Raw genomic sequence first — 25,806 nt, forward strand, 5'->3', positions numbered from 1 at the left:
ACCAACAGCATCTTAAAATTTATATAAACTCATATAAAATTACACCTTAAATTCAGCCTAAAAACCTCAAATTTCAAAAGATTGCCCACAAAGCAAAATCACCTTATGTCATCTTAAAAATAAAAAAGCGGAAACCTTTCAACATTACATCGAAAAATTTCCGCTTTTTCTATATCTACGAATACTTAGAATTTATATCCTACAGTAGCATAAAAGCCTAAATTTCTTGGTCCATTTTCAACAATCTTACACAAGCCAAACTCCCCGTTCAGTCCGACTGTCCAATTCGTAAAATCTAAAGCTCCTCCAATTTGAACACCCGCATCAAAACGGCGTAAGCCTTGTGAGAAAGTAGTGCCGGATAAAGAACTATCCTTAAACGTACTCCATGATATAGAAAGGTCATCAGCACTAATCTCTTGCTTGCCGGAAACACCACATGCTAAATAGAAACCACCGGAAAGCACTACATCAAAATTTTTATTTGTACCCAAATGGAATGAAGCAAGCAAAGGAACCTGAAGATAATTCTGATTAACTTTCAACTTTCCATCCACAGACTGCTCTCCCACCGAAGTATCAAAGTTTATCTTTGCACCTTTTGAGACCCAATGCAATCCGGTCTTAAATGAAACCAAACCAGTCAAAGGGATATCAATACCTACCCCTACACGAGGGTTAAAAATGGCTTTTGAACCATCAGAGCCATCTCCCATCCACATGGAAGTTCCAATACCCACTTCAGCATTCCAAGTGATTTTTGTCTGTGCAGTAGCAAACAGAGCCGACATTGCACAAACCAGAATAAGAACCAGTTTCTTCATATCTTCAAGTTTTTAATGTTCAATAAAACAAATATAAACAATAAACTTGAATATACTAAGAAAATGAATCAAAATTCGTAATCAATTCCTATAGATATATTTTCTCCTTCCAAAGCCACGCCTAATCCATCCTCTCCTCTGAAATAATCATGACGATATCCGGCAAAACCTACCTTAGAAATCAGGCTGAAATGATCGTTAAGCTTAATGGCCAATCCCGGCTTCAAACCAACTTCTACTCCAGTAGTTGCATCATGGTGCTTAGGTTTTAGTACAGATACACCTACCCCCATGTCGATAAACAGACGTACTATTTTATTTTCATAAAAAGAATAGCGTGCATACGGAGCTAAGGCAAAAGAATTGAGCGTACTACCATATGGAATTCCTGCTTCATAATCGTGCGAATACACAAGTTCTGCACCTACAGCCCATTTTTCATTGAAACAGTAGCCAAAATCAGGTGAAATAGAAAAAGATGTACGTTCTGCATCATCGTTTCTCCACAAGCTAATACCACCACCTAAATACATTTCCTGTGCATGTACAGACAACGCTGCCATCAGCACCACTACCAATGTTAAAAACTTTTTCATAATCGTATAATAATTAAGTTTAGTTCATCTAATTTTATTTATTCTTATGCCGATTTGCACGGCGACGTCTGTATTCAGCTTTCATTTTTGCCGAACCAGAACCATGAAGCCCAGTAATATATGTTTTTTTCTTCGCTTTAGTCTTCACCTTTTCTTCCTTCTTCTCAGAAGAAAGTTTACGGCCTTTAAAGACAATCCCGTCTGTCAAAATTTTTTCTATATCCATAAAATAATGTCCCTATTTAAAATACACGATTTCAATATCAATAGCTGCAGCAAACTCTTTCAGCAAATCAACCATATAGTTTACAGAATCCTCTAGTCCTTCCGAACCGCTATATCCATTCATAATAGCCAAAAGATGTTCTGTATTTTCTGTTATCTTAGTCCGTTCATTATCACTTGTAGGCGTTCCGATTCCCCCTACGCTATCACGATAAACCGGCATTCCTTCAATATTCAATTCTCCGCGTCCAATTCCTTCGTAAGGTTCACCAGCTTTACCAATACCCAAGACCAATCGATTCCCTTGTATTTTATCCAAATCGAAGCCTCCAATAGAATGCCCACTATAAATAGAAGCTAAATTAATCAAATCGACCAATGTATCAATCTGATACAAAGGAATACCTCTCAATATACGACGGCACAATGCTTCGGAAGAAGGACGATAGCGACTGGGATCTTTTCCACACTTTTTATAAGCTGCACGAGTCGCCTGAATAGCCGGCATTTCCTTAATGGAGTCCGTAGTATATTTAGAACGATACAACGTAGTAAATTCTTCAATCTTAGCCCAAAGAGCTTCACTATAAGCAGAGTTTTTTACAGTGGCAAACACTGCAGCCCCCTGAAATTGAGGCCAAGCCTGATGCAATTCTTCCGAGACCTCTATTATGATTCTTTTTCTATCTGACATAGAACTATTCTTATAATTTTACAACAAAAGTAGTATTTTCTCAATGTAAGCCCAATCTTTTACCTCATTTATCTCCGGTGTTTACATTTTTATTCGCATAATACCCGACAAAATGCGTCCGGAATGGATTCCAAGGCGACGAGCCGAGAAAAAATGTTCATATTGGGAATAGGTACAAATACCCGCTAACTCAATAGCGGATGAAGGCACACCTTCTGAAATCAGCTGCAAACGATTGGCTTCCCACAAATCAATGTGCCACTTTTCCTTACGACAAGAAATAGCTTGCATCTGAAAGCCGGCTTGTTCAAAAGCCTGATAAACTTCATCCCCGACCTCAAAAGCATCCAACGAAATACCAGGGCCTATACAAGCCACTACATCCTCTCCTTTTGTACCGTAGCACTCTCTCATAGTCTGAATAGTATGGCATACGATTCTCCCAAGCGTCCCTCTCCATCCAGCATGAATAGCTGCTACTGCATGATGACGCGTATCGTAGCACAACACGGGGATACAGTCGGCTGTAGACACACAAAGACATTGCCCAGGTAAATTTGTAACCAAAGCATCTACCCCTTCAAGCAAATCAACTTTCTGTATGTCATCACACTGTACAAAAGCCTCATCTATAACTCTCACGGTCACTCCATGAGTCTGATGAGGAATAATTAATGCATCTGCGTCTGGTAATAAAGAACAAAGCAGTTCACGATTCCGCTTCACATGATCTTCGTTATCTCCACAATACCCGTTGCAATTGAAAGAAGCATAATTTCCTTCACTATATCCGCCATGGCGGGTTGTGGAAAATAAAAAAATGTCGGGATACGATTTCGCCAAACCGTATTCCAACATTCGCATATCCTTTGTATACAATTCCATCATTTCTGCGGTGTATCGTCGTCTTCCCAATCTACTTCTTCGTATTCGTAATCAAAATCATCATCCTCTTCATCCTCTTCATATTCATAAGCAAAGTCTTCATCTTCACCCATATCCTGCAACTCCTGCTGAAGTCTTGACATATCTTTCGGGCGATGTACAATTGCTTCTTTACGAATAGCCTCCAACTGATTACTATCCTTGTTAAGCTCAGTCCACAAAATATCCTTCAACTGCTGTATACCCATATTGGCTACGGAAGAAATAAATACATGCGGAACATCTTGCGGCAATGTAGGAGTCAGCATCTCAATCAACTCTTCATCCAGCATATCACACTTTGTGATAGCCAACACTCGTTGTTTATCAAGCATCTCCGGGTTGAAAGTAGCCAACTCGTTCAGCAAGATTTCATATTCTTTCCGGATATCATCTGTATCCCCCGGAACCATAAACAAAAGCAACGAGTTACGTTCAATGTGTCGCAAGAAGCGCAAACCAAGTCCTTTTCCTTCACTTGCCCCTTCAATGATACCCGGGATATCGGCCATCACAAACGATTTACCATCTCGATAAGACACAATTCCCAAATTCGGTTCCAATGTAGTAAACGGATAGTTGGCAATTTTCGGACGAGCAGCCGATACAGAAGAAAGCAGAGTAGATTTTCCTGCATTGGGGAAACCCACCAAACCCACATCAGCCAACAGCTTCAACTCCAAGATAACTGTCATTTCCTGCATCGGTTCTCCCGGTTGCGCAAAACGGGGAGCCTGACGCGTAGCTGTACGGAAGTGCCAGTTTCCAAGTCCTCCACGTCCACCTTTCAACAAGATAACTTCCTGTCCGTGCTCAGTGATATCGCATACATATTCACCCGTTTCGGCATTGTATACCACTGTACCACAAGGCACTTCAATTACCTTATCCGCTCCGTCTTTTCCGAAGCTTTTATTTTTCGAACCATTTCCTCCATGTTCAGCGAAGACATGACGTTCGTACTTCAGATGGAGTAATGTCCAATAGTTACGGTTACCCCGTAAAATAACATGACCTCCTCTACCACCGTCGCCACCGTCGGGACCACCGTTAGGTATATATTTCTCACGGCGCATATGCACCGAACCGCGTCCTCCTTTTCCGGAGCGGCAGTAGATTTTTACATAATCAACAAAATTCGATTCAGCCATCTTTTATAAATATTGAGTTATGAATAACAAATTGACGGGCCGGCAAGCCTTATCTCTACCTGCCAACTCGTCAATCCGCTTATTTCAAAATTAATTAAAGCTTGTCAATAGCAGTACAGATGTCAGCAAAAATTCCGTCCATAGTACCCAAACCATTGATGTGGCAATATTTGCCATCGTTTTTGTACCAGTCGATCAACGGAGCTGTCTGTGAATGATAAACAACCAGACGTTTCTTGATTGTTTCTTCATTGTCATCAGCACGACCTGATTCCTGACCACGCTTAATCAGACGAGTCATCAATTCATCTTCAGGAACTTCCAAATCCAACATGATAGAAACTTCCTGTCCGCGTTCTGCCAACATTGCCTTCAATGCATCAGCCTGTGCAATTGTACGTGGGAAACCATCGAAGATAACACCTTTGCTATCTTTGAAGCTATCAAATACACTTGCCAAGATATCAATCATCAATGCATCAGGAATCAACTGACCATTATCGATATAACCTTTAGCAGTTTTACCCAGTTCAGTTCCATTCTTGATTTCTGCACGCAACACATCACCTGTTGAAATATGGTTCAAGCCATATTTTTCTACAATACGAGCGCTCTGAGTACCTTTACCAGATCCCGGCGCACCGAAAATTACAATGTTCAACATTTTCTTCTAAATTATTATTAATGATTAATTAGTCTTCTATTACTGTATAAATATCACGATAATTACGTCCAAGTCCGTCGTAATCCAGTCCGTATCCTACAATAAAATCATTCGGAATATTCATTGCCACATAATCGATATGCAAATCAACCTTCAGTTTATCCGGCTTCACTAATAAAGAAGCGATACGAACGTCTTTCGGATTCTTAGCTTTCAATGTTTCCAGCAAACGTTCCATAGTAAGTCCCGTATCTACAATATCCTCTACGATAACAACGGTTCTTCCTGTAATATCATTGTTCAATCCAACCAATTCTTTTACACATCCCGAAGTACAGGTACCTTGATAAGAAGCCAACTTGACAAATGAAATTTCACAAGGGATTGTAAGATGTTTCATCAAATCGGACGTAAACATAAAAGATCCATTCAGCACACTGACAAACAACGGATTTGCATCTGCTAAATCTCGATTAATTTCATCTGCTACACGAGCAACTTCCTTCAAAATCTGTTCTTCTGAGATAAATGTCTTAAATCGTTTGTCTTTAATCTGAATAGTTTCCATGATGATATACATTAAAATTGCCACAAAGGTATGAAATTATCTCCAACCTCCTATATTTCAGATTGACTATTTAAGGATATTTTTAAACGAATGTATACACGTTTCAAGGCTTTTTCGTACTTTTACGGACAAATAGTTATTGAAATAATGATGAAAATTCTAAGTTGCACACAACAAAAAGAAGCGGATACATATACAATCGCTCACGAATCAATATCTTCCATCGATTTGATGGAAAAAGCGGCTACACTTATAACCGAAGCTATCTGTAAGCGATGGGATAAATCACACAGAATAGTGGTTTTCGCCGGAGCCGGAAACAATGGAGGCGATGCCGTAGCAGTTGCACGCATGTTATTCCAAAAGAACTATGACGTAGAAGTCTATCTATTCAACATTAAAGGATCTTTATCGGAAGAATGTCATACCAATGTTCTACGTTTGGCAGAATGTGGTTTTCAAAAATATACAGAAGTCAGTACACAGTTTGATCCACCGAAATTGACAGAACACGACATAGTCATCGACGGTCTGTTTGGTTCCGGTCTGAACAAACCGTTGAGTGGAGGATTTGCAGCAGTCGTAAAATACATCAATGCGGCTCCCTCTACCGTTGTATCTATCGACATACCTTCCGGACTTATGGGAGAGGACAACTCATACAACATCCGCCAGAATATTATTCAGGCAGATTTAACCTTGAGTATTCAATTGCCGAAACTATCTTTCCTTTTCGCCGAAAACGAAGAGTTTGTCGGAGAATGGGAATTACTTGACATAGGAATCAGCCAGACATTCATCGAAGAAGCTCAGACTCCTTACCTTATTACCGAACCTCAAGACGTAACAACACTAATAAAACCACGTAGCCGATTTGCCCATAAAGGCAATTTCGGACATGCGCTGTTGATAGCCGGATCGTACGGTATGGCAGGAGCATCTATTCTTGCGGCCAAAGCTTGTCTTCGCTCTGGAGCAGGTCTACTCACTGTACATGCCCCTGTATGCAACCATAATCTTATACAAACCTGCGTGCCCGAAGCACTTGTACAAGATGATATTCATGAACATTATTTTGCAGAACCCGTAGATATAGACAGTTATCAGGCAATCGCAATTGGCCCCGGTTTAGGACAAGAGGAAGATACCGCGTTAGCTACCCTTGAGCAAATTAAGAACTGCTATATCCCCTTAATACTCGATGCAGATGCCTTAAACATTTTCGGTACGCACAGAAATCATCTGAACAAGATACCCAAACGAAGTATTCTTACTCCACATGTGAAAGAACTGGAACGAATTGTCGGACGTTGCAGCAACAGTTACGAGCGACTTTCAAAAGCCAAAGAACTAGCAAACTATCTGCAATGCTATATTATTTTAAAAGGAGCATGGAGCACAGTCATCACTCCTGATGGAAACTGTTTCTTCAATCCAACAGGAAATCCAGGTATGGCTACAGGAGGTAGCGGTGACGTATTAACCGGTATTCTGACTGCCCTGTTGGCACAAGGATATACTCAAGAAGAAAGCTGTAAACTGGGTACATATATCCATGGGTTAGCCGGAGATATTGCCAGTCAACGCATGGGAGAAATAAGTATGACGGCAAACGACATTATCGACGCATTGCCCGAAGCATGGAAAATAATAACAAAAACTAAATAACATTTATGATGAAGAAAGGACTGATTGCACTCGGACTGTTAGCATGTACTGCAGCAAGCGCTCAAGATGTAAGTGCATATACTCCGGCAAGTGATGAAGGAATCGTGTATTTCCTTCCCAAAACCGTACTGCAGGTCAACTTAATTGCCACAAAAGTCACTTACCAGCCAGGAGACCTGTGCCAATATGCCAACCGTTACCTGCGGTTGAGCAACGTCACCTCACAGCCAGAAACCCACTGGGAACTGAAAACGATTGATGTCCGCTCTGTAGGAATTCCAGATTCCACAAAAGCATACATTATCAAACTAAAGGACAAAAGTGTAGCCTCGAATGTAGAACTGACTGAAAATGGTATCATCAAAGCAATCAATACTACATCTCCCCAAGAACCAGTCTTTGCCGAATATGTATTAGAAAAGCCGCAAGTACATGAAAATGCACGAAAATACATGACAGAAGAAATTCTGATGGCCGGTTCTACCGCAAAAATGGCAGAACTTACAGCCAGAGAAATTTACAACATACGGGAAAGCAAAAACCTAATACTACGCGGACAAGCAGATAATATGCCCAAAGACGGAGCTTCCCTCAAATTAATCATCGACAACCTCGATAAGCAAGAGAAGGCAATGACCGAAATGTTCAGCGGATATAAAAACCGGGAAGATAAAGTTTTCACAGCATGGGTTATTCCTGAAAACAACTTGAAAGATCGCATTGTACTCCGATTTTCCAATCTACTGGGAGTCCTTCCCGCAGAAGATCTTGCCGGTGAACCAATTTACCTCAGCGTAAATTCAACTAATGCTCTGCCTACACTTCTTCCCGAAGAAGAAAAAAAGAAAAAGAAAATAGAAGGAGCTATCTACAACATTCCAGGAAAAGGCAATGTGACTGTAAGCTATAAAGGAAAAGAATATTTTAAACAAGAGCTTCCAATCACTCAGTTCGGAAATACCGAAGTACTAGTTGACGGGTTATTCAACAAAAAAATAAACACCAAAGTAATATTCAGCCCGCAAACTGGAGCAATAGTTAAAATAGACAAAGACTAAGTATATAGCTTTATCATACAATAAAATACCCGGGATATCATTCATAGATGACTTCCCGGGTATTTTATTGTATGATAAAGGCCCAATAATTACTTCTGAATATTGGCTTCCTCCAATTTATAACCGAATTTTTTATCTGCAATTTTCAATGCAAATGCAACCAACAATGACAATACTGCAATACCTGTAAAGATACACATAGGCAAAGTATAATCATATAGATTAGCACCATCCACTTTTCCTATTACACAATAATTGTTCAATACCGCACCAATCAAAGTAGGTATTCCCCACAATCCGATATTCTGAATAAAGAAAATCAATGCATAAGCCGTTCCGAGTTGATGTGCAGGGAAAATCTTTGCCACCGAAGGCCACATGGCAGAAGGTACCAGTGAGAAAGCAATACCCAAAACAATCATCAGCACAATGGCAATGAATGAATTTGTGATGAAGGGTAATGAATAGATAAAGTGAACTCCAATCAACATAGCTGCTCCCAGCATCATAATAGAAGCCGCTTTTCCTTTCTTATCTACCATTCCACCAAAAACCGGAGTCAAGAACAAAGCACCCAATGCAGGTAATCCGGCAAAGAAACCAGCCACACTCTCATCAATACCATATTTACTGATCATCAGTTCTGATGCAAACTTCTGAAATGGGAATACACAAGAGTAAAATAATACGCACAATAAAGCAATCAGCCAAAATCCCGGATTCGACAGAATATATTTTACATCCTTGAATGAGAACTTTTCTTCCGATTCATTGTTTACTTCAGCCTCAATCTGACGGTCCAATTTCTTATCCAATACAGAAAAAGCAAAAAAGGCTATCAAACCGCCAACCAAACAAATCAACCCCAGCAACACCGGTGTAGTAATTTCATAAGCTCTCGCCATCGGAATAGCTACAGCATAAGCCGCTTGTGAACCGACACGCGCCAAAGCAACCTGTACTCCCATGGCTGTTGCCATTTCCTTACCACGGAACCATTTGGCAATCATCTTTGTCACCGTAATACCTGCCACTTCAGCTCCTACACCAAAAATAGAATATCCGGCAGAAGCAACAAATACACTTTCCTTATATCCCATAATGGTACCAGTGGCATCGGCCATACCTGTCATCGCATAATATTCCAAGCCCGTACCTAATACCATTAAAATGGTAGCCAGCTTTCCTGTAAAACGAATTCCAAAGCGGTCCAAAATCAAACCACCCCAAATCAACATCAGGAAAAATACATTCAAAAAGCTATACGCTCCAGTAAAAAGCCCAAATTCACTACTATTCCATCCCAAATCAGCTTCCAGCATGGTTTTTAATGGTGCTACTACATCATTCACGTAATACGCTGCCATCATTGTGAAAGCAACAATTGCCAATGCCCCCCAGCGCATTGCACGAGAGTCATTCAGTCTTCCTTGATTCTGTACTTCCATTTACTTTATTTATTAATTTTAATATTTTATCTTACAAAGTGCGGCAAAGATACATTTTTTTGCGCGTTTTTATTCCAAAAAACAAAATAAGTTCTATCTTTGTAATATTAGAGAGATTAGACAACACTATATTAAACTTTAAATTTTAAAACCATGAGAAAGACTAAAATGATGCTCATTTGCTCAATATTAAGCGGCAGCCTGTTATTCTCATCTTGTATCGGCTCATTTGGCTTATGGAGTAACTTGAAAGATTGGAACCAAGGTCTTGGCAACAAATTTGTAAATGAAATAGTATTTTTGGCATTTCATGTAGTACCTGTATATGAAGTTGCTTATCTGGCAGACGTTTTGGTATTGAACTCTATTGAATTTTGGTCAGGTTCTAACCCTGTAGCAGAAGTCGGTTCAATTAAGACCGTAAAAGGCGAAAATGGAGAATATTTAGTACGTACCAACGCAGATGGCTATACCATTACTAAAAAAGGAGAAGAAGATAAACAGCTCGACTTGGTATACAATCCGGAAAACCGCACATGGAATGCTGTTGCAGAAGGAGAAAGCTTCGAATTGATTACCATGAACGAAGATGGTACTATCACTTTCAAACAGAAAGATGGTACTCCAACAACAGTAAGCCCCGACTTAATGGGAGTATCTACTTTACGTGCCCAGAACGGTTCATTGTTTTTAGCAACAAGATAATCGATTTTTAACACACTCAAAAGCCCGATAAACTTTTCATTAGTTTATCGGGATTTTAAGTTTTGTAAGTATTGAATACAGACCCTTTCACCTTTTACAGGAATAAATTCAGCAAACAAAAGGAACACTGTAAAATGTTTCTTTATCCCTAAGCAGCATCTAATATCAAAACAATCTTAAAAAAAAGAGTTGCCCTTTATAAAGAGCAACTCTTTCCATATTTATAATATAGATGTATAAAGTCTATATCAATTTAAATTAGCAGTTAGCCAATTTATTGTCAGAACCCAAAACGTTCAAGATTTTGTGCTTGTACAATTTTTCCATGTTGTCACGAGCTGGGCCCAAATATTTACGTGGGTCGAATTCAGCTGGTTTTTCAGCGAATACTTTACGTACAGCAGCAGTCATAGCCAAACGAGAGTCTGAGTCGATGTTGATCTTGCAAACTGCAGATTTAGCAGCCTTACGCAATTCTTCTTCAGGAATACCGATAGCAGCTTCCAATTTACCACCATATTTATTGATAGTATCAACTTCGTCCTGAGGAACAGAAGAAGATCCGTGAAGAACGATAGGGAATCCCGGAAGTTTTTCCATTACAGCATCCAATACTTCGAATGCCAAAGGAGGAGGAACCAAACGACCAGTAGCCGGATCAACGTGGCACTGTTCTGGTTTGAATTTGTAAGCACCGTGAGAAGTACCGATTGAAATAGCCAATGAATCGCAACCTGTACGAGTAGCGAAGTCGATAACTTCTTCAGGGTTAGTATAAGTGTGGTGTTCTGCACAAACTTCATCTTCAACACCAGCCAATACACCAAGTTCACCTTCTACAGTTACATCGAACTGATGAGCGTATTCAACAACTTTCTTAGTCAAAGCTACGTTTTCTTCGTAAGGCAAGTGAGAACCGTCGATCATTACTGAAGAGAAACCTGAGTCGATACAGCTCTTGCAAGTTTCGAATGTATCTCCGTGGTCCAAGTGAAGAACGATTTCAGGATGTTCGCAACCCAATTCTTTAGCGTATTCTACAGCACCCTGAGCCATGTAACGCAACAAAGTAGCGTTAGCATACTGACGAGCACCTTTAGAAACCTGAAGAATAACCGGAGATTTTGTTTCAACTGCAGCCTTGATGATAGCCTGCATCTGTTCCATATTGTTGAAGTTGAAAGCCGGGATAGCGTATCCACCCTTGATTGCTCTGGCAAACATATCTCTAGTGTTAACCAGACCTAAATCTTTGTAATTAACCATTGTTGTAAATTTTACAGTTAGTAATTTGTTTCTGTCTGCAAAAATAGCAATAAAACTATAAATATTGTCACCACTTGACAAAAAAGTAATTTTACATTTTTAAAATGCCTTAAAATCACAATTATTTTTCTCCTTCATCTTACTTAGATGCTAAGCAGATATTACAATCAAACAATCCCAACAATAAATTCACAAAATATTTTCATATTCTCTTCATATATTTTATTATAATACCCTATACAAGAAGATTCTTATTCAAGAAGAAAAAGACTGTTTTATAAACAAAAAACGTATTGAATTATTTTCTATTTCAAAGAAAAGCTGTATCTTTGCAACCCGAAACAGACCATTACACACAATTATTGTGTTACCACATATTTTTTGAATAATAACAATAAAAGTATATACTGAAATGAAAAAAGGCATTCATCCTGAAAGCTACCGTCCGGTAGTATTTAAAGACATGTCAAACGGTGACATGTTTTTGTCTCGTTCAACTTGTGCTACAAAAGACACTGTAGAATTCGAAGGCGAAACTTATCCTTGTGTTAAGTTGGAAATCTCAAGCACTTCTCACCCATTCTACACTGGTAAGTCTAAATTGGTAGACACAGCAGGGCGTGTTGATAAGTTCATGAGCCGTTACAACCGTATCAAGAAATAATTCGATAACGGAGGTAAGAATAAATAAAACCGGATGCTTTCACGCAAAGCATCCGGTTTTGTTTTAATACATATTTATCTGATAACATTACCCCACACAACAATAAAATAAGGCATTGCTTCTTGCCGATACAAGAAGACAATGCCTTGGATAGAGAACAAAGATATTATTGAAGATTACTCTTCCGGAACATAAATAATTTCACCATTATCCAATTCGTAGGCTATCCCTACCTTTTTACCTTTCTTTCCATTCTTCGAAGCCTGATCTTCACTCGGAGTATATCTGTTTATCTTATGTCCTTCTTTAGTGATAATCTCCATATTTTCCTTTCCGGGATTCTTCACCATCGTAAAGTCTTCCTCACTGAGCATTTCGGTCATATTATAACGGCTTACAAGTGCTACCATCAGAGCTACGGCAAAAACCATAGCTACATCGAACAGGTTGCTGACCACGCTCATCGGGTCATTATCCTCTTCTTTTCTTAACAATCCTCTTTTCATCAGCCCTTCTTATTTTCGTTTAACAGTTCTGCCAGAAACTCCAAATTCGTCATATCCTGCAAATACCAACGTTGTTTTACCTGCTGGGTTATAAAACCAATGGCAGCAGCAAACAGTCCAACTACTGTTGTAGCAAAAGCTACCTGCATATTATAAGCCATAGAAGAGATGTCGCCGGTAGAAAGTCCTACCAGAGCCGGACCCATTGGAATCAAAGTACCCATCAAGCCAAGCATAGGCCCCATTTTCGTCAAAGTCTTCGAAATTGCCAAATCCTTATCGGCTGTAATTTCGTATTCTGCAAGCAAGCGCTGTACATGAGCCGGATTATCTTTCATTGCCAGTATACGATGAATATATGTCATTACCAGAGAGCCTGACTTTGAAGGAAGTTTTCCTCCCAGCTCCGGCAGTTTATCTATAGTCAAGTTATCCAGTTCCTGCTTCAGCAAGGCTTCTGTTTTACGGATTGCCATATACTGTCCGAAAAAACTGCCTATCAGCAACAACGAACGTACAAAAAGTACAATCAACAATACAATCACCGGGACTAAAAGTCCTGTAGAAATCCAATACAAAATATCTGAAATGTAATTCATAACTATAACTGTTTTTATGTAATCAAACTATTTTATTTCATCAATCCTTAAACTTTGTAAGTTTGTATTTTCGCCAGCACATACCACAAAAGCCTCCGGCTATCACCAAACCGACAAGCCCCAAAAAGGCTCCCCACTCTATTTCGCTGATACCGCTCATTGCAGTACGCCCGTTCACCGTTGCAACAATTCCTAATATGGCGAGTAGAGCATTGGTAAGAAAAAGTAGTTCCAGACGTAACTCTTTTTCAGGAATAAGCCAGCGCAACAGTATTGTTCCTGCCGGTATCAAAATCAATATAGCAACAGCCATTCCCCATGCCAGCAAGGAAAATGAAACTCCCGGATAAGCAAATATCAGAGTAACCAGTACACTGAACATAACCGGAAATATCAGTACGCCGGGAAACCAACGTAAAATCCGATACATCCACAACATACGGCGCTGCACCAAACCTCCTGTCAGCATATGCACAGCCAGCATACAAAATGCCATCTGCACACAAACTTCTACACTCAGTACGACAGAAGTATCAAGCATCAGTTGCGGATTAGACAACCAGTCGGCTATCTGGGTTTTCGATTGCTCAATGGCATAAGGCCACATCAAGCCTACAAACAAAGCTAACACTACGGTAATGACACCCACTGCCCAGCGTTTGCTGTAAGTCTGCTTCAACATAAAATTGAAGCAGACCAATAACATCATCACTAAAACAACTGTCTGCATATTATTCCGTTATTCCTGTTGTTTACGTTTCCGACGCACCAAGACAATCAATCCTGCCACAACTCCGACTACAGCTATCGCCACAATCGTATTGTTCAAAGTATTGGTATGTTCCTCCGATTGCATCGGATTCATCTCTTCTTTCTTCATCAACATACCTTTATCGCCCGTTTCAGCCACAGATTCACGAACTTCGCTTATCTGTTTTTTATATTGGGCAGCAGACTGTGCATTTGTTTTCGAGCCGATAAATTCGCGTAGTTTCGCATTATCACAAACAAAGCCCGAACAAGCCGGAGCATACTTGTTTACCAGTTCCGTATGCAGTTCGGCTATATCCTTCAGTTGTTGCTCACTTGCTTTCCACATTCCTTTACGGGCTGTTTCCATCATGATGGCAGTTATTTCCTGCAGGGCGGCCGGACTTTGTCGTTCGAAGAAATCTTTCATATCCAGATGATACTTATCTTTTACATACACATCGTATATATCATCCCACATTTGCTTGTGTATAGCCTTAGGCTTCATCACATTCCATCCATAAATATTACGGATGGTTTCAGCAAAGGAAGCGGCAGAACCTGCTTCTCCTTTCATTTTTTCACGAATATAATTGGGGTTGAAAATGGTAGTGCGGCTTTCTACTCCGATAGCCTCTTTTACTTCCTGCATACGTACATTGTTACGGTTGCGGTAATCACTCAGGTAAGCATCCGGATCTTTCCCTGTTACGTTACGTACGGCAAGATTCATTCCTCCCATAAACTCATACACATGATCCAAACTCAATGCCCCCCATGTGTTGCTTTGGCGAGGCTGAATCACAGCATCCGTACGGGTCAGCGCCGCTTCAAAGACAAACTGCTTAAAGGCTTCCCAATTCTTTTCATCTCCATAATAAGCCCCCATATTATTCAGATAAGTATCGGCTATTTCTCTTTCACTCTCCCAGCGGTCGCCAGCCTCAACCATACTTGTAATACCCGTGCCATATCCCCCATTTGCCGCTCCAAAGACACGGAACGCAGACATTTCACGCGCATCTTTTGGTGTCAAACCTTTTTCTATCAAAACACGTTCTGCCTCAACCACTCCGGCTGCAACCAGATTTTCATATTGATCATCTTTGGCCGCAGCTGCCATCTCTACAGCCCGGTTAATCAGAAACAGACGGGAAGCAGCCAAATCACGCAACTGTCCGCTGGTCTGAACTACCACATCAATACGAGGGCGCCCCAGTTCTTCGGACGGAATCAGACGAATATCGCTGACACGTCCCAATGCATCCCGTATAGGCTCTACTCCCAACATGTACAATATCTGTGCAATGGTAGCTCCTTCGGTTTCTATAAACTCTCCACTCCACAATGTATAACTCACTTTACGAGGTATAGAATCATTATGCCGTTTTTTATACATATCAATCGTATTGTTCGCCAAACGAACCCCCTTCTCCCATGCAGCTTCCGAAGGAGTAGCTTCGGCATTGATGGAGTAAAGATTACGGCCGGTAGGCAGAGTATTCGGGTTTACAATCGGATCGCCACCTGCCGACGGCTGAGTATAACCACCTTCAAGTGCATTGATCAGACTTCCAAGTTCTTTTTCCGGACTTTCCTGTAAAGCTTTCCGATAATTACCTACATTTTTTATGGTCCGTTCTACTTCGATAACAGACAATGCCTGGGTTATTTCCTCTTTACTATATTCTTTTTTCTTCATCATCTTGCCCATCATTGCCGCCATACCGCCACTCCCGTTCTTTACGTTCTGCGATTGTTTAGCAGCACGCTTATCAGCCTTATGCATTTCACCCTTCTGTTTACTCATGGCTGCCTCCATTTTCCGGATAGCCTCTGCATCAGCTCCCATTTTTCTGGCAAGTTCGATTGCCTTTTTAGAATCCATTGTTTTGGCAAGCTCACGCATTTTCCCGTGCATAAATCCGGCAACACTACCTTTTTTTCCATGAACTGTCTGTTCCGACGATTGTCCTGCCTCCATCATCTTACGTGGAGTAGCATTCATTTCTTCGGCAGCAGCCATCATCATGGCAAACATTCCATCACCATCCTTACGGGAATTGTTTATTTCACGAGCTTTCTCCAGTTCTTGTTTCGTAATACCGGCAATACGGCAAACCAATTCATCGGTCCCTGACTCCGGATGAGCCAACAGACGAGTTACAAGTTCGCGGGCAGGATTCAGATAACGGGCTGTGAATACCGTACGATGTTTTTCTACCTGCGCATCAGCCTTTCCCCGCAATTTGTCGAGTACCATCAAGCTATAGGCAATTGGCTCGGTTGCCATTGCATATACACTCGACTCAATTCTTTCCTTTTCATAAGGTACTCCCATTATATAAAGCTGTCCGGTTACCTTTTCATTTGCCAGTTCTTCGGCAAAGTTTTCCACACGTGCCACCTCTTCTTCCGTATACGGATGTACCAACACACTATCCAGTTCCAAGTCGCGATGAATACCCAATTTTACGGTATATTCCTTCACCTTCAACGAGGCTTTATCCAATGCTTCCCGACTACAATTTTCTTCTCCCAGCAGATTATTATAGTTTTTAACCGCCTCGTTCAGTTCACGATAAATACCACGCACATTGCTTTCCATGAATGGAGGAGTAAGATACGACTGCAAACCGGCATATGCACGACGCTTGGCTATAATACCCTCTCCCACATTGCCGATAGAATAGATATAAAAATGAGGTAAAGCACCTACCAGCCGGTCCGGCCAGTCTTGAGAAGACAAAGCCACCTGTTTTCTTGGAGTAAACTCCAAACTGCCATGCGTACCGAAATGAATCAAAGCATCTGCCTTGAATCCATATTGAGTCCACAGATAAGAAGCGATATAAGTGTGAGGAGGAGCTGCATGAGTACCATGTACTATCTGGAAAGAGTTTGTACCTGCGCCAGCTGTATTCTGCGGAAGTAGTACTACATTACCAAACTGCAAACGGGCCACTCCAAGCTTTCCGTCGGCGGTAGCCATGTATTTACCAGGAAACTCTCCATTAGCTTTCACTACTTCTGCATACTGTTCGGGGCGGATACTCTGCTTTATCCAAGCATCATACTGTTCTTTTGTAATCAGTTCCGGATGTCCTTCTTTCATAAACTTATCAAACGCACCTTCGGCATACAGATTGAATACAGCCCCTTGCTCCTGAATCATTTTACCCAGTTCATGGCTGTTTGCCGGTAAACCCTCAACTTTATATCCTTCCTGCCTCATGCGTACCAGCAAATTGTAAAGAGACGGAACGACCTCCATTCCGGCCGCAGTCAGTGCATTCTGTCCCGGACCTTTATAATAATACACCGCAACACGCTTCTCCGAATTGGCTTTTCTCTGCAAACAGATGTAATTGTTCACAGTCTTCACAAAAGTTTCCAGTCTCTCGGGAATAGCAAAAGCATGTTGTAGTCCTTCTTCATCCAGGTAATGTCCGAAAAGAGCAAAAGGACGGATTGCACCATCTATTTCAGGAGTTACCACACTTTGCGAAAGAAAACCGCCATTCATACCCATCGGATCGTTTTCCCATTCTTCTACCAGACGGTTTGTATTAAGTGGGGCAAAGAGCGGAATATTTTGCCTTGACAGATAGTCTACAATATAATCCCCCATCCGGCCATGTGCCATGTTGATGACAGCCGAAGGTTGTACAGAGTCGATATGATGCTTCACAAAAGCCATCATCGAACGTACCGGATAAACTATATTTCCAGTTTCCTCCAACTTCTTAATCAAATCGGCCGGTTCTCCCATCTGTCCTGTAACAACAACACGCGGCGCATCCTCCTTCCACAATCCATTTGCTTTCAGAAATTCATGATACGCAGCTACCGTATTGAATCCCAAAGGCTCATTGTCCGGATTTTCCGGATCGGCATGATAAATCATATCATTAGACCGTTCTACCAAAGCCTCCGGTTCGGGAATAGAAATCCATTTACCGTCTACAACTTTACGTACATAGTTCAACATACTGCGATAGTTACGGCGTCCGCCATTTGCCAGGTACTCACGCAAAGGAGCAGAAGTAACCGAATCCAGCGAACAGATATCATTGGCAGGATTTGTTACGGCAGTAGAAAGCACAGGCACCCCTCCGTCTGCCGCCTCCTGAATCTTTGCCCGCTGTTCCTCGGTAATACGAAGCCCCATGGCATTGATAAAAACCATATCATAACTGCCAATGCGGTCCAATTCGTCTACGCTTAACTCGCTGATTTTGATAAACGAGTTATCGTTTGCTTTCGAAATTTCTCCTAAGTTAATAATTTGATAATTAATAAATGCCACTTTCGTAGAGCTGAACCAGCAGTTCCACCCCACGACGAGCACTACCAACAATGCAGCCAAGCCGGCACACAATGCCAGTTTTTTCTTTGTTCTCTTCATGTCTCTTTATTTTTATATTACAGATAAAATCTTTTTACGGAATAGAAAGAAGAAGGGGGGATTATTGATCTTATACTTCATTCGACGTCGTCGGACGAAGAAACAACGACGCCGAATACACATACAACGATGTAGATTACCGGTTCAACGACGTAGAATGAAGTATTGTCGATGTATCGGAAAATGATTTTACCAGACTATCCCTGAATCTGTTCATTTAAAAAATTTGCCCACATCCAGCGATACCCCTACAGCAAGTGTGGTTCCTGTAGTACTTGGCGTACTGCTATAATAATACGACGGACGATAGTTCAGCAAATTATCTACCGTAAGATTCACACTTACCCCTTTCCATACACGTTGCGATACATTCAGTTTCCAAATCGTGTAAGCAGGATACTCCGTACGATAGGTTCCCGCATCAGGACTTGCCATATTGATGTATTGGCTCACTTCTGTTTCAGAAAGCACGCGCCCGTTCAGCACAACATCGAAACCATAATGCTTCCAGTCTTTTCCATATTCCAGATTCAGCGTTGCAGAATGCGGACGTGTTCCGGACGAATTAATCCCCCCATCTTTTACATGTTCGTACGTATAGGCATACGACAGACGTATCCCCACTCCACACGGATATTTGGCAGAAGCATCCACATTGAGTCCGGCAATATCTATTTTTGCGATATTGGTATAAACCATCCCACCTAACGAATTGTCCCAAGCTGTACCGATACGGTTGTCTACAATATTGTAATAACCACTCACCGTAAAGTTGTAGCGACTTTTAATATATTCTGCCGACAAAGAGAAATTCTGACTGGTTTCCGACTTCAGGTTCTTGTTGCCGTATATCATAAAGATACTTGCCATATCAAAATTCATATACATCTCCTTCAAAGTAGGAGCACGGAATCCAACCGCATACGAACCACGTAAAGAACAATTGCCTAATTTGTACATAAGTCCCAACTTAGGAGAAAAGTTCTGTGCCTTTGCTTCCGAAAAATAGTCGTATCGCAAAGAAGTGGTAATATTCAGAAAATCGGTAGGATTAATTTCAAACTGTGCAAAAGCATCGGCCGTATATTGGGCATAACTTCCAGCTTCGTTCGTAAACTGATAACTCATCAGATAGTCGCGCATATAGTCACCTCCCACAATCAACGTATTTTTACCAAAGAAAGTATGGCTGTATAGTGCACGCAAAGTATGCTGCACATTACTGTAATCGCGTATATCGAGTCGCTTCACTCCATCGAAGTCACTCTTATCGTATTGATCGAACACATACGATACCTCAAGGTTATTTTTCTTATTAAAAGAATAACTTCCTTTCAAACTTCCCGAATAATCGCGATAGCGGTCGGCATCTACAGCTGTTTTTTCTCTTTCTCTAAAGAAATAGCCTGCTTTCGCAGTCAGTTTCATTTTATCAACAGGGGTAAAAACCAGCTGTTCCTTGAAATTCCATGTCTTGCTGGCATATATTCGGGTATAGTCTCCATTTTCTCCCAAATCCACGGCATCGGCCGAAGTATGCTGTACATGAATTGCATTACTGAATTTACCGGAATTAAACGATACATTTCCTCCGTAACGTTGGTCATTGTGTGCACCGTAACGTCCGTTCAGATTCACATTCCACGGATCTTTTGAATCGCGTGTAATCAGATTTACTACACCTCCCACGGCATTCGATCCATAAAGCGACGAAGCTGCTCCCCTGATAATCTCAATACGCTCTACATTATCCAGATTCAGACGCGAGTAGTCTACATTATCCAATGTTTCACCAGCCAAACGTTCCCCATCTACAAGAAACAAGATAGAGTTTCCTCCAAACCCTTGCAAATTCAGATTCACTTGCTGATCCATTGAATAAGAAAACTCAATGCCCGGCAACTGTGCCTGCAATAGATCCCCGATATTCGTTGCATCTACCTTTCTGATGTCTGCTGCAGTAATCACACGGGTTACAATAGGAGCATCTTTCAACAAACGCGGAGTGCGCGTTCCGGTCACCACTACCGTTTCCATGCCAATAATGTCTTCCTCCAACACAAAGTCTACGGTTCCTTTCTGTTTCGTGTTCAGTTTGCATTCTTTCGTAGCATAACCTATATAGGCAGCCTCTAATGTATATTCTTTATTATCCGGCAAACGAAGGGTATAATGCCCGTTTTCGTCGGTAGTTGCTCCTAATTTTCGATTTTCCTTCACGGTAACTGTAGCCCCGATGAGCAATTCTTTATCGGCATCCGAACGTATCGTACCCGATACGATGCGCTGTGCCATGACCGGAAGACTCAGCAGAATACATATAGTCGTAGCCAGACAGAAACTTATTCCTCTTTTTGTCAACATAACATTTTTCGTTTTTACTTATTATTTCCTACGACTCCCTATTTTATCACTGCATCAAACGGGTAAATGTATTCTATCTTCATGAATCCCTTTACCATCGATGCATTCTTGAAATCCGACAGACGGATAGCAGCATGTGTACCGTCTTTCAACTTCAGAATATAAACTTTATTAGAAAGCGTATATACCGGAGGCATACTGCTCTTATCCACATTCAGCCACTTGGACAGTTCGGCGTTATAGTCGGACTTGGCATATACAATATTTCCTTCCATCATACCACTCATATCAATTGTAACCTTATCTGTGGTTTCTATATCAGCTACATAGTTTCCCTGAGGAATACTTCCTGAAGCAATCAAGACATCAAAACCTGTAGAATTGGTTTCCAGAACTTTTCCCCCATTCGTTTTAGAATCGTAACGATGAACGGCAAAATCCCAGTCTTTCGGAAGCGTAGTCGCTGGAGCAAGAGGTGTCTCTACTCCGTTTTCGTTTTCAATACGGGTAGAATCGATGGCTTGAGCATGCAAATCGATATAAATCCATTTGGTATAATCGGTGGCATCGATATAAATCGTGCCGGAATGCTGTTCATCATTTATTTCTATAAAACCAAATTCATTAAGTTCATTAACAGACGGCTCGTCGTACACACCGTGAAATATCCCTTCACATGCCGAGAGTGAAGTAAGCATCACTCCCAGCATAACTATTACATGAAATCTTGTTTTCATCTGTTTTTCATTCTTCTTCCGCAGATGTGGCGGTAGTAAATGTGCATGAGATTTTCATACCCATGGCAGCCATCGCATCCGGTGTCATCCCAAAGTGAAGTGTAAATACACCTTTGCTGTATTCTCCTGTAAATGAGGTAAACTTATAATTAGAACCTCCTATAACCATTGAAAAATCATCCTTCGACAAAGTAACTGTATTTCCTCCTGCCTTTGCCGCAGCTACATCTTCTATCGTAAATGCAGGAATTGTCATATTCTCCATTGCAGCAAACTCCTCTGTAGTAACTGTTACCGTATTATCATCTATTTTCTCTACAGTAAGAGTCATTGCAAGCGGTTCCATCTCCATGGTTTTACCCCCTCCCATTTCTACCGTCATGTTCAAGTTTCCTGCCCATTTACCTACTACTGCATCGGCGGCATATTCTGTTGTAAAATCTAAAGAGATAGCCATCCCCATAGCTGCCGGTGTAATTTTCAGATGTATATCAGCTTTACCGTTTTCTACTGTTCCTTCTACATCCGAAACGGTATAGTTCACTTCGTTTACAACAATAGATTCATTTTCTTTTTTGGAAATTTTATACGTGTTTCCTTCTTTCACCACCGAAACATCCTCGATATCGAAAGAACTTATGGTCATTGGTCCACTGCCAAGTTCTGGTACTGTAAGTTTCGCTACTCCATCACTCACCGAAGTTACTTTAAAAGAAACGAAAGAATTTCCCATATTTTTCCCCATCACACTCATTGACACAAGTCCGTCGTAAGTTCCATTCAAAACAACAGGTTCAATACCCGGTTCGTTGTTGTTACTACACGCCATCGCACCCAATGCAATAGCAGCCATTAAGAATAAATTTTTAAGTTTCATTTGTCTTTATATTTTATATTAATCTTCTTGACGGAATACTTGTTTTATTTTACTTTACAAAAGTATACCGAACCCTAAGGAGCAACAATACCTAAAAATTATGAATTTTAACAACCTTTTTCACTGTTAGAAACAGGCCTCAAAGCCTTCCATACGCATAGAAAGACGCTTTCACCAATATGAATATACCTACAAATACTCATAGCAGAAGTTTTGTGAGCAAACTGCATTTCTATTCCACTAAAGAAACAGGTAGGATTTCACGAAATTAGTTTTGTACCTTTTTTATTTCTTACAGTAAACGTCTGTGGGGAAAAAGCTTTATCTTTACAAGCCTAATAAATAAGCAATAAGTATGATAGACAACAACGAAGAAATGTTCCCGATTGTAGACGAAGAGGGAAACATCACGGGAGCTGCCACACGAGGAGAATGCCACAACGGAAGCAAATTGCTGCATCCCGTAGTACACTTGCATGTATTCAACGAAAAGGGAGAACTTTATTTACAGAAACGTCCGGAATGGAAAGACATTCAACCTGGGAAATGGGATACCGCAGTAGGAGGCCATATCGACTTAGGAGAAAGCGTAGACATTGCCTTAAAACGGGAAGCACAGGAAGAGTTAGGCATCAGCGAATTTACCCCTGAACGACTGATTCATTATGTATTCGAATCAGACCGGGAAAAGGAGCTAGTTTTTTGCTTTAAGACAACTTACAATGAAACAATCTCCCCTAGCGAAGAATTGGACGGAGGAAAATTCTGGAGTATAGAAGAGATAAAGGCCAACCTGGGAAACAATATCTTTACTCCCAATTTTGAAAATGAATTCAAGAAGCTCGGCTTTTGAAATCTCTTTGCAACAGTCCGCAAACGAATAATTGATTTATATCAAGAATTCGGCCTTTTGCTCTTATTTTATGCTTTACAACATACTACAATAACCCCAAAAGCAGTAATTTTGTGTTGTAAAACATGAAAACGAGGTAAAAAGACTATGATGAAGATTAAAGACATCCTTAAAAGAGGATTAGAAGAAATGCAAAAAAACAATATCCATGTAATTGGATATGGAGCCAGATAAATTACTGGCATTACAAAAAGATTAAAGTAAAAAAGGATAACAATTAAGCACAGTACTCCAAAGAAAGTACTACAAATGTATAGCTTACATGCTATACATTATTAAAGAGTAAAGAACAAAGCAAATGAAAAGATGAAGGCTGTTTTCCGAATGAAAAACAGCCCTTTTTATTTTAATATTCTACCTTATCTTCTTTGGCTTCCCAACTCTGGAAGGCGCGAATAGCCTCTTCAGGCAACAGAACTTCCGATTTCAGTCTGCGGTCGGCAGGCTTCAAATCCAATTCTTCATAGATAAAAGCATCATCAAATCCTATGGCAGCAGCATCTGCCTTATTATTACCATAGTACATACGATCCAAATGAGCCCAATAAATAGCACCCAAGCACATTGGACAAGGCTCGCATGAGGTATAGATTTCACATCCGCTCAAGTCAAACGTATTCAGTTTTTTTGCAGCAGCACGAATTGCACTCACTTCGGCATGTGCCGTAGGGTCGCAATCGGGAGTAACCCGGTTTACCCCTGTCGCTACAATTTCACCATTACGTGCAATTACAGCTCCAAACGGACCTCCACCTTCAGCTACATTGCGTTCGGACAATTCTATTGCCTTACGCATTAGTTCTTCTTTTGTCATATTGATTCTGATTTAAGGATTGCTTCCACCAACTCATCAGGAGTAATAAGAGCCTGCTCTCCGGTAGTCATGTTTTTCAGCATCACCTTACCTTCATTCATCTCTGTCTCACCTACAATAGCCACAAATGGAATAGCCTTGCTGTTTGCATAACTCATCTGCTTCTTCATTTTCGTACTGTCCGGATATACTTCAGCACGGATTCCCGCAGCACGTACCTTCGACAAGATAGGCAATACATAAGCAGCCTCTGCTTCTCCAAAGTTCACAAACAACAGCTGAGTAGCGTTTACCGAATTCTTCGGATATAAATCCAACTGATTCAAGACGTCATAAATACGGTCGGCTCCAAAAGAAATACCAACTCCCGACATTCCGTCCATACCAAATACTCCTGTCAGGTTATCGTAACGTCCACCACCACTGATACTTCCAATCTGAACATCCAGTGCTTTTACTTCAAAGATAGCTCCAGTATAGTAATTCAAGCCACGTGCCAAAGTCAAATCCAGTTCAACCTCCGATTTCACTCCAAGCGAAGCTACAGTCTTCAAGATAAACTCGCTCTCTTCTACTCCCTTCAATCCGGTTTCGCTGGCAGCCAAAATATTCTTTAATGTTTCCAGCTTTTCTTCGTTCGAGCCACTCAACAGGATAATTGGCTGCAACTTATCAATAGCTTCCTGCGGAATACCTTTGGAAGCCAGTTCTGCATTGACATTATCCAAGCCGATTTTATCCAGCTTGTCGATAGCTACAGTAATATCCACAATCTTGTCTGCCTCACCGATAATTTCTGCAATACCAGTCAGAATCTTACGGTTATTAATCTTAATAGACACACGAATGCCAAACTTTCCGAATACCGCGTCAATCATCTGTACCAGTTCTACTTCATTCAGCAGTGAGTTACTGCCCACTACATCGGCATCGCACTGATAAAATTCACGGTAACGTCCTTTCTGAGGACGGTCTGCACGCCATACAGGCTGTATCTGAAAACGCTTGAAAGGGAAACTGATTTCATCACGGTGCATCACCACATAACGGGCAAAAGGAACAGTCAAATCGTATCGTAATCCTTTTTCACAAAACTTGCTTGCAAGCTTCACCGCATTGCGGCTCAACAATTCTTCATCAGTCAAACCCGAGAAGTAGTCACCCGAATTTTGTATTTTAAACAACAGTTTATCTCCCTCTTCACCATACTTACCCATCAATGTAGATAAGTTTTCCATTGAAGGAGTTTCAATCTGCTGAAATCCATACAAATAAAAAACTTCACGAATCGTATTGAATATATAGTTGCGTTTCGCCATCTCTACAGGCGAAAAGTCTCTTGTCCCTTTAGGAATACCCGGTTTTGTTGCCATAATACAAATC

Annotated in this window: 24 protein-coding genes; 5 read left to right on the forward strand and 19 right to left on the reverse strand. The window is 40.9% G+C overall.

All coding sequences use genetic code 11. The features are described 5' to 3' along the window. Nucleotides 1–185: 185 nt before the first annotated feature. The 8 genes from O6P32_RS04525 to hpt all read right to left on the reverse strand — a co-directional run bounded on the left by O6P32_RS04525 (nucleotide 186) and on the right by hpt (nucleotide 5,646). Entirely contained in the window at nucleotides 186–824 is a 639-nt protein-coding gene (locus tag O6P32_RS04525; RefSeq protein WP_269877053.1) for a porin family protein, read from the reverse strand. A gap of 68 nt (nucleotides 825–892) precedes the next feature. Continuing rightward, nucleotides 893–1,420 (reverse strand): outer membrane beta-barrel protein, encoded by a 528-nt coding sequence (locus O6P32_RS04530; RefSeq protein ID WP_269877055.1) that lies wholly within the window; start codon nucleotides 1,418–1,420, stop codon nucleotides 893–895. Nucleotides 1,421–1,454: 34 nt separating this feature from the next. Further along, entirely contained in the window at nucleotides 1,455–1,646 is a 192-nt protein-coding gene (locus O6P32_RS04535; RefSeq protein ID WP_269877057.1) for a hypothetical protein, read from the reverse strand. A gap of 12 nt (nucleotides 1,647–1,658) precedes the next feature. After that, on the reverse strand, nucleotides 1,659–2,321 hold the full coding sequence (locus O6P32_RS04540; protein WP_269877508.1) for a B3/B4 domain-containing protein: 663 nt from the start codon (nucleotides 2,319–2,321) through the stop codon (nucleotides 1,659–1,661). A 99-nt stretch (nucleotides 2,322–2,420) separates the two neighbouring features. Continuing rightward, entirely contained in the window at nucleotides 2,421–3,224 is an 804-nt protein-coding gene (gene pgeF / locus O6P32_RS04545; protein WP_269877509.1) for a peptidoglycan editing factor PgeF, read from the reverse strand. Further along, the gene (obgE, locus tag O6P32_RS04550) at nucleotides 3,224–4,414 is read right to left on the reverse strand and encodes a GTPase ObgE (RefSeq protein WP_269877059.1); all 1,191 of its coding nucleotides are present in this window, start codon (nucleotides 4,412–4,414) and stop codon (nucleotides 3,224–3,226) included. The genes pgeF and obgE overlap by 1 nt, the downstream gene beginning before the upstream one ends. Before the next feature lie 94 nt (nucleotides 4,415–4,508). After that, on the reverse strand, nucleotides 4,509–5,078 hold the full coding sequence (locus O6P32_RS04555; protein WP_269877062.1) for an adenylate kinase: 570 nt from the start codon (nucleotides 5,076–5,078) through the stop codon (nucleotides 4,509–4,511). 28 nt (nucleotides 5,079–5,106) lie between these two features. Next, on the reverse strand, nucleotides 5,107–5,646 hold the full coding sequence (hpt, locus tag O6P32_RS04560; RefSeq protein ID WP_269877063.1) for a hypoxanthine phosphoribosyltransferase: 540 nt from the start codon (nucleotides 5,644–5,646) through the stop codon (nucleotides 5,107–5,109). Nucleotides 5,647–5,796: 150 nt separating this feature from the next. Here hpt and O6P32_RS04565 point away from each other — a divergent pair, with 150 nt between their 5' ends. Together O6P32_RS04565 and O6P32_RS04570 are read left to right on the forward strand one after the other, a co-directional pair. Next, nucleotides 5,797–7,314 (forward strand): NAD(P)H-hydrate dehydratase, encoded by a 1,518-nt coding sequence (locus O6P32_RS04565; RefSeq protein ID WP_269877510.1) that lies wholly within the window; start codon nucleotides 5,797–5,799, stop codon nucleotides 7,312–7,314. 8 nt (nucleotides 7,315–7,322) lie between these two features. After that, on the forward strand, nucleotides 7,323–8,372 hold the full coding sequence (locus O6P32_RS04570) for a DUF4831 family protein (protein WP_269877512.1): 1,050 nt from the start codon (nucleotides 7,323–7,325) through the stop codon (nucleotides 8,370–8,372). An 89-nt stretch (nucleotides 8,373–8,461) separates the two neighbouring features. Here O6P32_RS04570 and O6P32_RS04575 read toward each other — a convergent pair whose 3' ends face one another. Further along, a complete protein-coding gene (locus tag O6P32_RS04575; RefSeq protein ID WP_269877065.1) occupies nucleotides 8,462–9,820 on the reverse strand; it encodes an MFS transporter in 1,359 nt (452 codons plus the stop codon). Between the two features lie 153 nt (nucleotides 9,821–9,973). Between O6P32_RS04575 and O6P32_RS04580 the strand changes: the two genes are divergently transcribed. After that, the gene (locus O6P32_RS04580) at nucleotides 9,974–10,525 is read left to right on the forward strand and encodes a DUF3332 domain-containing protein (protein WP_269877067.1); all 552 of its coding nucleotides are present in this window, start codon (nucleotides 9,974–9,976) and stop codon (nucleotides 10,523–10,525) included. Between the two features lie 258 nt (nucleotides 10,526–10,783). Here O6P32_RS04580 and O6P32_RS04585 read toward each other — a convergent pair whose 3' ends face one another. Then, nucleotides 10,784–11,791 (reverse strand): class II fructose-bisphosphate aldolase, encoded by a 1,008-nt coding sequence (locus O6P32_RS04585; protein ID WP_181214939.1) that lies wholly within the window; start codon nucleotides 11,789–11,791, stop codon nucleotides 10,784–10,786. A gap of 412 nt (nucleotides 11,792–12,203) precedes the next feature. Here O6P32_RS04585 and O6P32_RS04590 point away from each other — a divergent pair, with 412 nt between their 5' ends. Then, nucleotides 12,204–12,455 carry a type B 50S ribosomal protein L31 gene (locus tag O6P32_RS04590; protein WP_269877069.1) on the forward strand — a complete coding sequence of 84 codons (252 nt, stop codon included), beginning with the start codon at nucleotides 12,204–12,206 and terminating at the stop codon, nucleotides 12,453–12,455. A gap of 176 nt (nucleotides 12,456–12,631) precedes the next feature. Here the strand turns inward: O6P32_RS04590 and O6P32_RS04595 are convergent, their stop codons facing one another. The 7 genes from O6P32_RS04595 to O6P32_RS04625 all read right to left on the reverse strand — a co-directional run bounded on the left by O6P32_RS04595 (nucleotide 12,632) and on the right by O6P32_RS04625 (nucleotide 22,696). Then, on the reverse strand, nucleotides 12,632–12,961 hold the full coding sequence (locus tag O6P32_RS04595) for a DUF2149 domain-containing protein (RefSeq protein WP_269877070.1): 330 nt from the start codon (nucleotides 12,959–12,961) through the stop codon (nucleotides 12,632–12,634). Continuing rightward, nucleotides 12,961–13,560, reverse strand: a complete 600-nt coding sequence (locus O6P32_RS04600) for a MotA/TolQ/ExbB proton channel family protein (RefSeq protein ID WP_269877071.1) — start codon at nucleotides 13,558–13,560, stop codon at nucleotides 12,961–12,963. The genes O6P32_RS04595 and O6P32_RS04600 overlap by 1 nt, the downstream gene beginning before the upstream one ends. A 40-nt stretch (nucleotides 13,561–13,600) precedes the next feature. Further along, nucleotides 13,601–14,290 (reverse strand): hypothetical protein, encoded by a 690-nt coding sequence (locus O6P32_RS04605; protein WP_269877073.1) that lies wholly within the window; start codon nucleotides 14,288–14,290, stop codon nucleotides 13,601–13,603. 9 nt (nucleotides 14,291–14,299) lie between these two features. Further along, nucleotides 14,300–18,718, reverse strand: a complete 4,419-nt coding sequence (locus tag O6P32_RS04610) for a cobaltochelatase subunit CobN (protein ID WP_269877075.1) — start codon at nucleotides 18,716–18,718, stop codon at nucleotides 14,300–14,302. Between the two features lie 213 nt (nucleotides 18,719–18,931). Beyond that, complete coding sequence (locus O6P32_RS04615; RefSeq protein ID WP_269877076.1) at nucleotides 18,932–21,082, reverse strand: TonB-dependent receptor; 2,151 nt, start codon at nucleotides 21,080–21,082, stop codon at nucleotides 18,932–18,934. 38 nt (nucleotides 21,083–21,120) lie between these two features. Next, nucleotides 21,121–21,819, reverse strand: a complete 699-nt coding sequence (locus O6P32_RS04620) for an HmuY family protein (RefSeq protein ID WP_269877077.1) — start codon at nucleotides 21,817–21,819, stop codon at nucleotides 21,121–21,123. 7 nt (nucleotides 21,820–21,826) lie between these two features. Further along, a complete protein-coding gene (locus O6P32_RS04625) occupies nucleotides 21,827–22,696 on the reverse strand; it encodes a calycin-like domain-containing protein (protein ID WP_269877078.1) in 870 nt (289 codons plus the stop codon). A gap of 355 nt (nucleotides 22,697–23,051) precedes the next feature. On the opposite strand from O6P32_RS04625, the gene O6P32_RS04630 reads away from it, so the two are divergent. Further along, the gene (locus O6P32_RS04630) at nucleotides 23,052–23,549 is read left to right on the forward strand and encodes an NUDIX hydrolase (protein ID WP_269877080.1); all 498 of its coding nucleotides are present in this window, start codon (nucleotides 23,052–23,054) and stop codon (nucleotides 23,547–23,549) included. A gap of 406 nt (nucleotides 23,550–23,955) precedes the next feature. Here O6P32_RS04630 and O6P32_RS04635 read toward each other — a convergent pair whose 3' ends face one another. Beyond that, a complete protein-coding gene (locus O6P32_RS04635) occupies nucleotides 23,956–24,423 on the reverse strand; it encodes a nucleoside deaminase (RefSeq protein WP_269877081.1) in 468 nt (155 codons plus the stop codon). Beyond that, nucleotides 24,420–25,796, reverse strand: coding sequence for a histidine--tRNA ligase (gene hisS, locus O6P32_RS04640; protein WP_269877082.1), 1,377 nt, complete (start codon nucleotides 25,794–25,796; stop codon nucleotides 24,420–24,422). The genes O6P32_RS04635 and hisS overlap by 4 nt, the downstream gene beginning before the upstream one ends. Between the last annotated feature and the right edge of the window lie 10 nt (nucleotides 25,797–25,806).

Origin of the sequence: Phocaeicola acetigenes (assembly GCF_027529745.1) — a bacterium.
In the GTDB taxonomy this organism is placed as follows: Bacteria; Bacteroidota; Bacteroidia; order Bacteroidales; family Bacteroidaceae; genus Phocaeicola; species Phocaeicola acetigenes.

Bases quoted from the DNA above. Each gene is read 5' to 3' on its own strand.
- O6P32_RS04525 (WP_269877053.1), bottom strand. From the start codon at position 824: ATGAAGAAACTGGTTCTTATTCTGGTTTGTGCAATGTCGGCTCTGTTT.
- O6P32_RS04530 (WP_269877055.1), bottom strand. From the start codon at position 1,420: ATGAAAAAGTTTTTAACATTGGTAGTGGTGCTGATGGCAGCGTTGTCT.
- O6P32_RS04535 (WP_269877057.1), bottom strand. From the start codon at position 1,646: ATGGATATAGAAAAAATTTTGACAGACGGGATTGTCTTTAAAGGCCGT.
- pgeF (WP_269877509.1), bottom strand. From the start codon at position 3,224: ATGGAATTGTATACAAAGGATATGCGAATGTTGGAATACGGTTTGGCG.
- obgE (WP_269877059.1), bottom strand. From the start codon at position 4,414: ATGGCTGAATCGAATTTTGTTGATTATGTAAAAATCTACTGCCGCTCC.
- O6P32_RS04555 (WP_269877062.1), bottom strand. From the start codon at position 5,078: ATGTTGAACATTGTAATTTTCGGTGCGCCGGGATCTGGTAAAGGTACT.
- hpt (WP_269877063.1), bottom strand. From the start codon at position 5,646: ATGGAAACTATTCAGATTAAAGACAAACGATTTAAGACATTTATCTCA.
- O6P32_RS04565 (WP_269877510.1), top strand. From the start codon at position 5,797: ATGAAAATTCTAAGTTGCACACAACAAAAAGAAGCGGATACATATACA.
- O6P32_RS04570 (WP_269877512.1), top strand. From the start codon at position 7,323: ATGAAGAAAGGACTGATTGCACTCGGACTGTTAGCATGTACTGCAGCA.
- O6P32_RS04575 (WP_269877065.1), bottom strand. From the start codon at position 9,820: ATGGAAGTACAGAATCAAGGAAGACTGAATGACTCTCGTGCAATGCGC.
- O6P32_RS04580 (WP_269877067.1), top strand. From the start codon at position 9,974: ATGAGAAAGACTAAAATGATGCTCATTTGCTCAATATTAAGCGGCAGC.
- O6P32_RS04585 (WP_181214939.1), bottom strand. From the start codon at position 11,791: ATGGTTAATTACAAAGATTTAGGTCTGGTTAACACTAGAGATATGTTT.
- O6P32_RS04590 (WP_269877069.1), top strand. From the start codon at position 12,204: ATGAAAAAAGGCATTCATCCTGAAAGCTACCGTCCGGTAGTATTTAAA.
- O6P32_RS04595 (WP_269877070.1), bottom strand. From the start codon at position 12,961: ATGAAAAGAGGATTGTTAAGAAAAGAAGAGGATAATGACCCGATGAGC.
- O6P32_RS04600 (WP_269877071.1), bottom strand. From the start codon at position 13,560: ATGAATTACATTTCAGATATTTTGTATTGGATTTCTACAGGACTTTTA.
- O6P32_RS04605 (WP_269877073.1), bottom strand. From the start codon at position 14,290: ATGCAGACAGTTGTTTTAGTGATGATGTTATTGGTCTGCTTCAATTTT.
- O6P32_RS04610 (WP_269877075.1), bottom strand. From the start codon at position 18,718: ATGAAGAGAACAAAGAAAAAACTGGCATTGTGTGCCGGCTTGGCTGCA.
- O6P32_RS04615 (WP_269877076.1), bottom strand. From the start codon at position 21,082: ATGTTGACAAAAAGAGGAATAAGTTTCTGTCTGGCTACGACTATATGT.
- O6P32_RS04620 (WP_269877077.1), bottom strand. From the start codon at position 21,819: ATGAAAACAAGATTTCATGTAATAGTTATGCTGGGAGTGATGCTTACT.
- O6P32_RS04625 (WP_269877078.1), bottom strand. From the start codon at position 22,696: ATGAAACTTAAAAATTTATTCTTAATGGCTGCTATTGCATTGGGTGCG.
- O6P32_RS04630 (WP_269877080.1), top strand. From the start codon at position 23,052: ATGATAGACAACAACGAAGAAATGTTCCCGATTGTAGACGAAGAGGGA.
- O6P32_RS04635 (WP_269877081.1), bottom strand. From the start codon at position 24,423: ATGACAAAAGAAGAACTAATGCGTAAGGCAATAGAATTGTCCGAACGC.
- hisS (WP_269877082.1), bottom strand. From the start codon at position 25,796: ATGGCAACAAAACCGGGTATTCCTAAAGGGACAAGAGACTTTTCGCCT.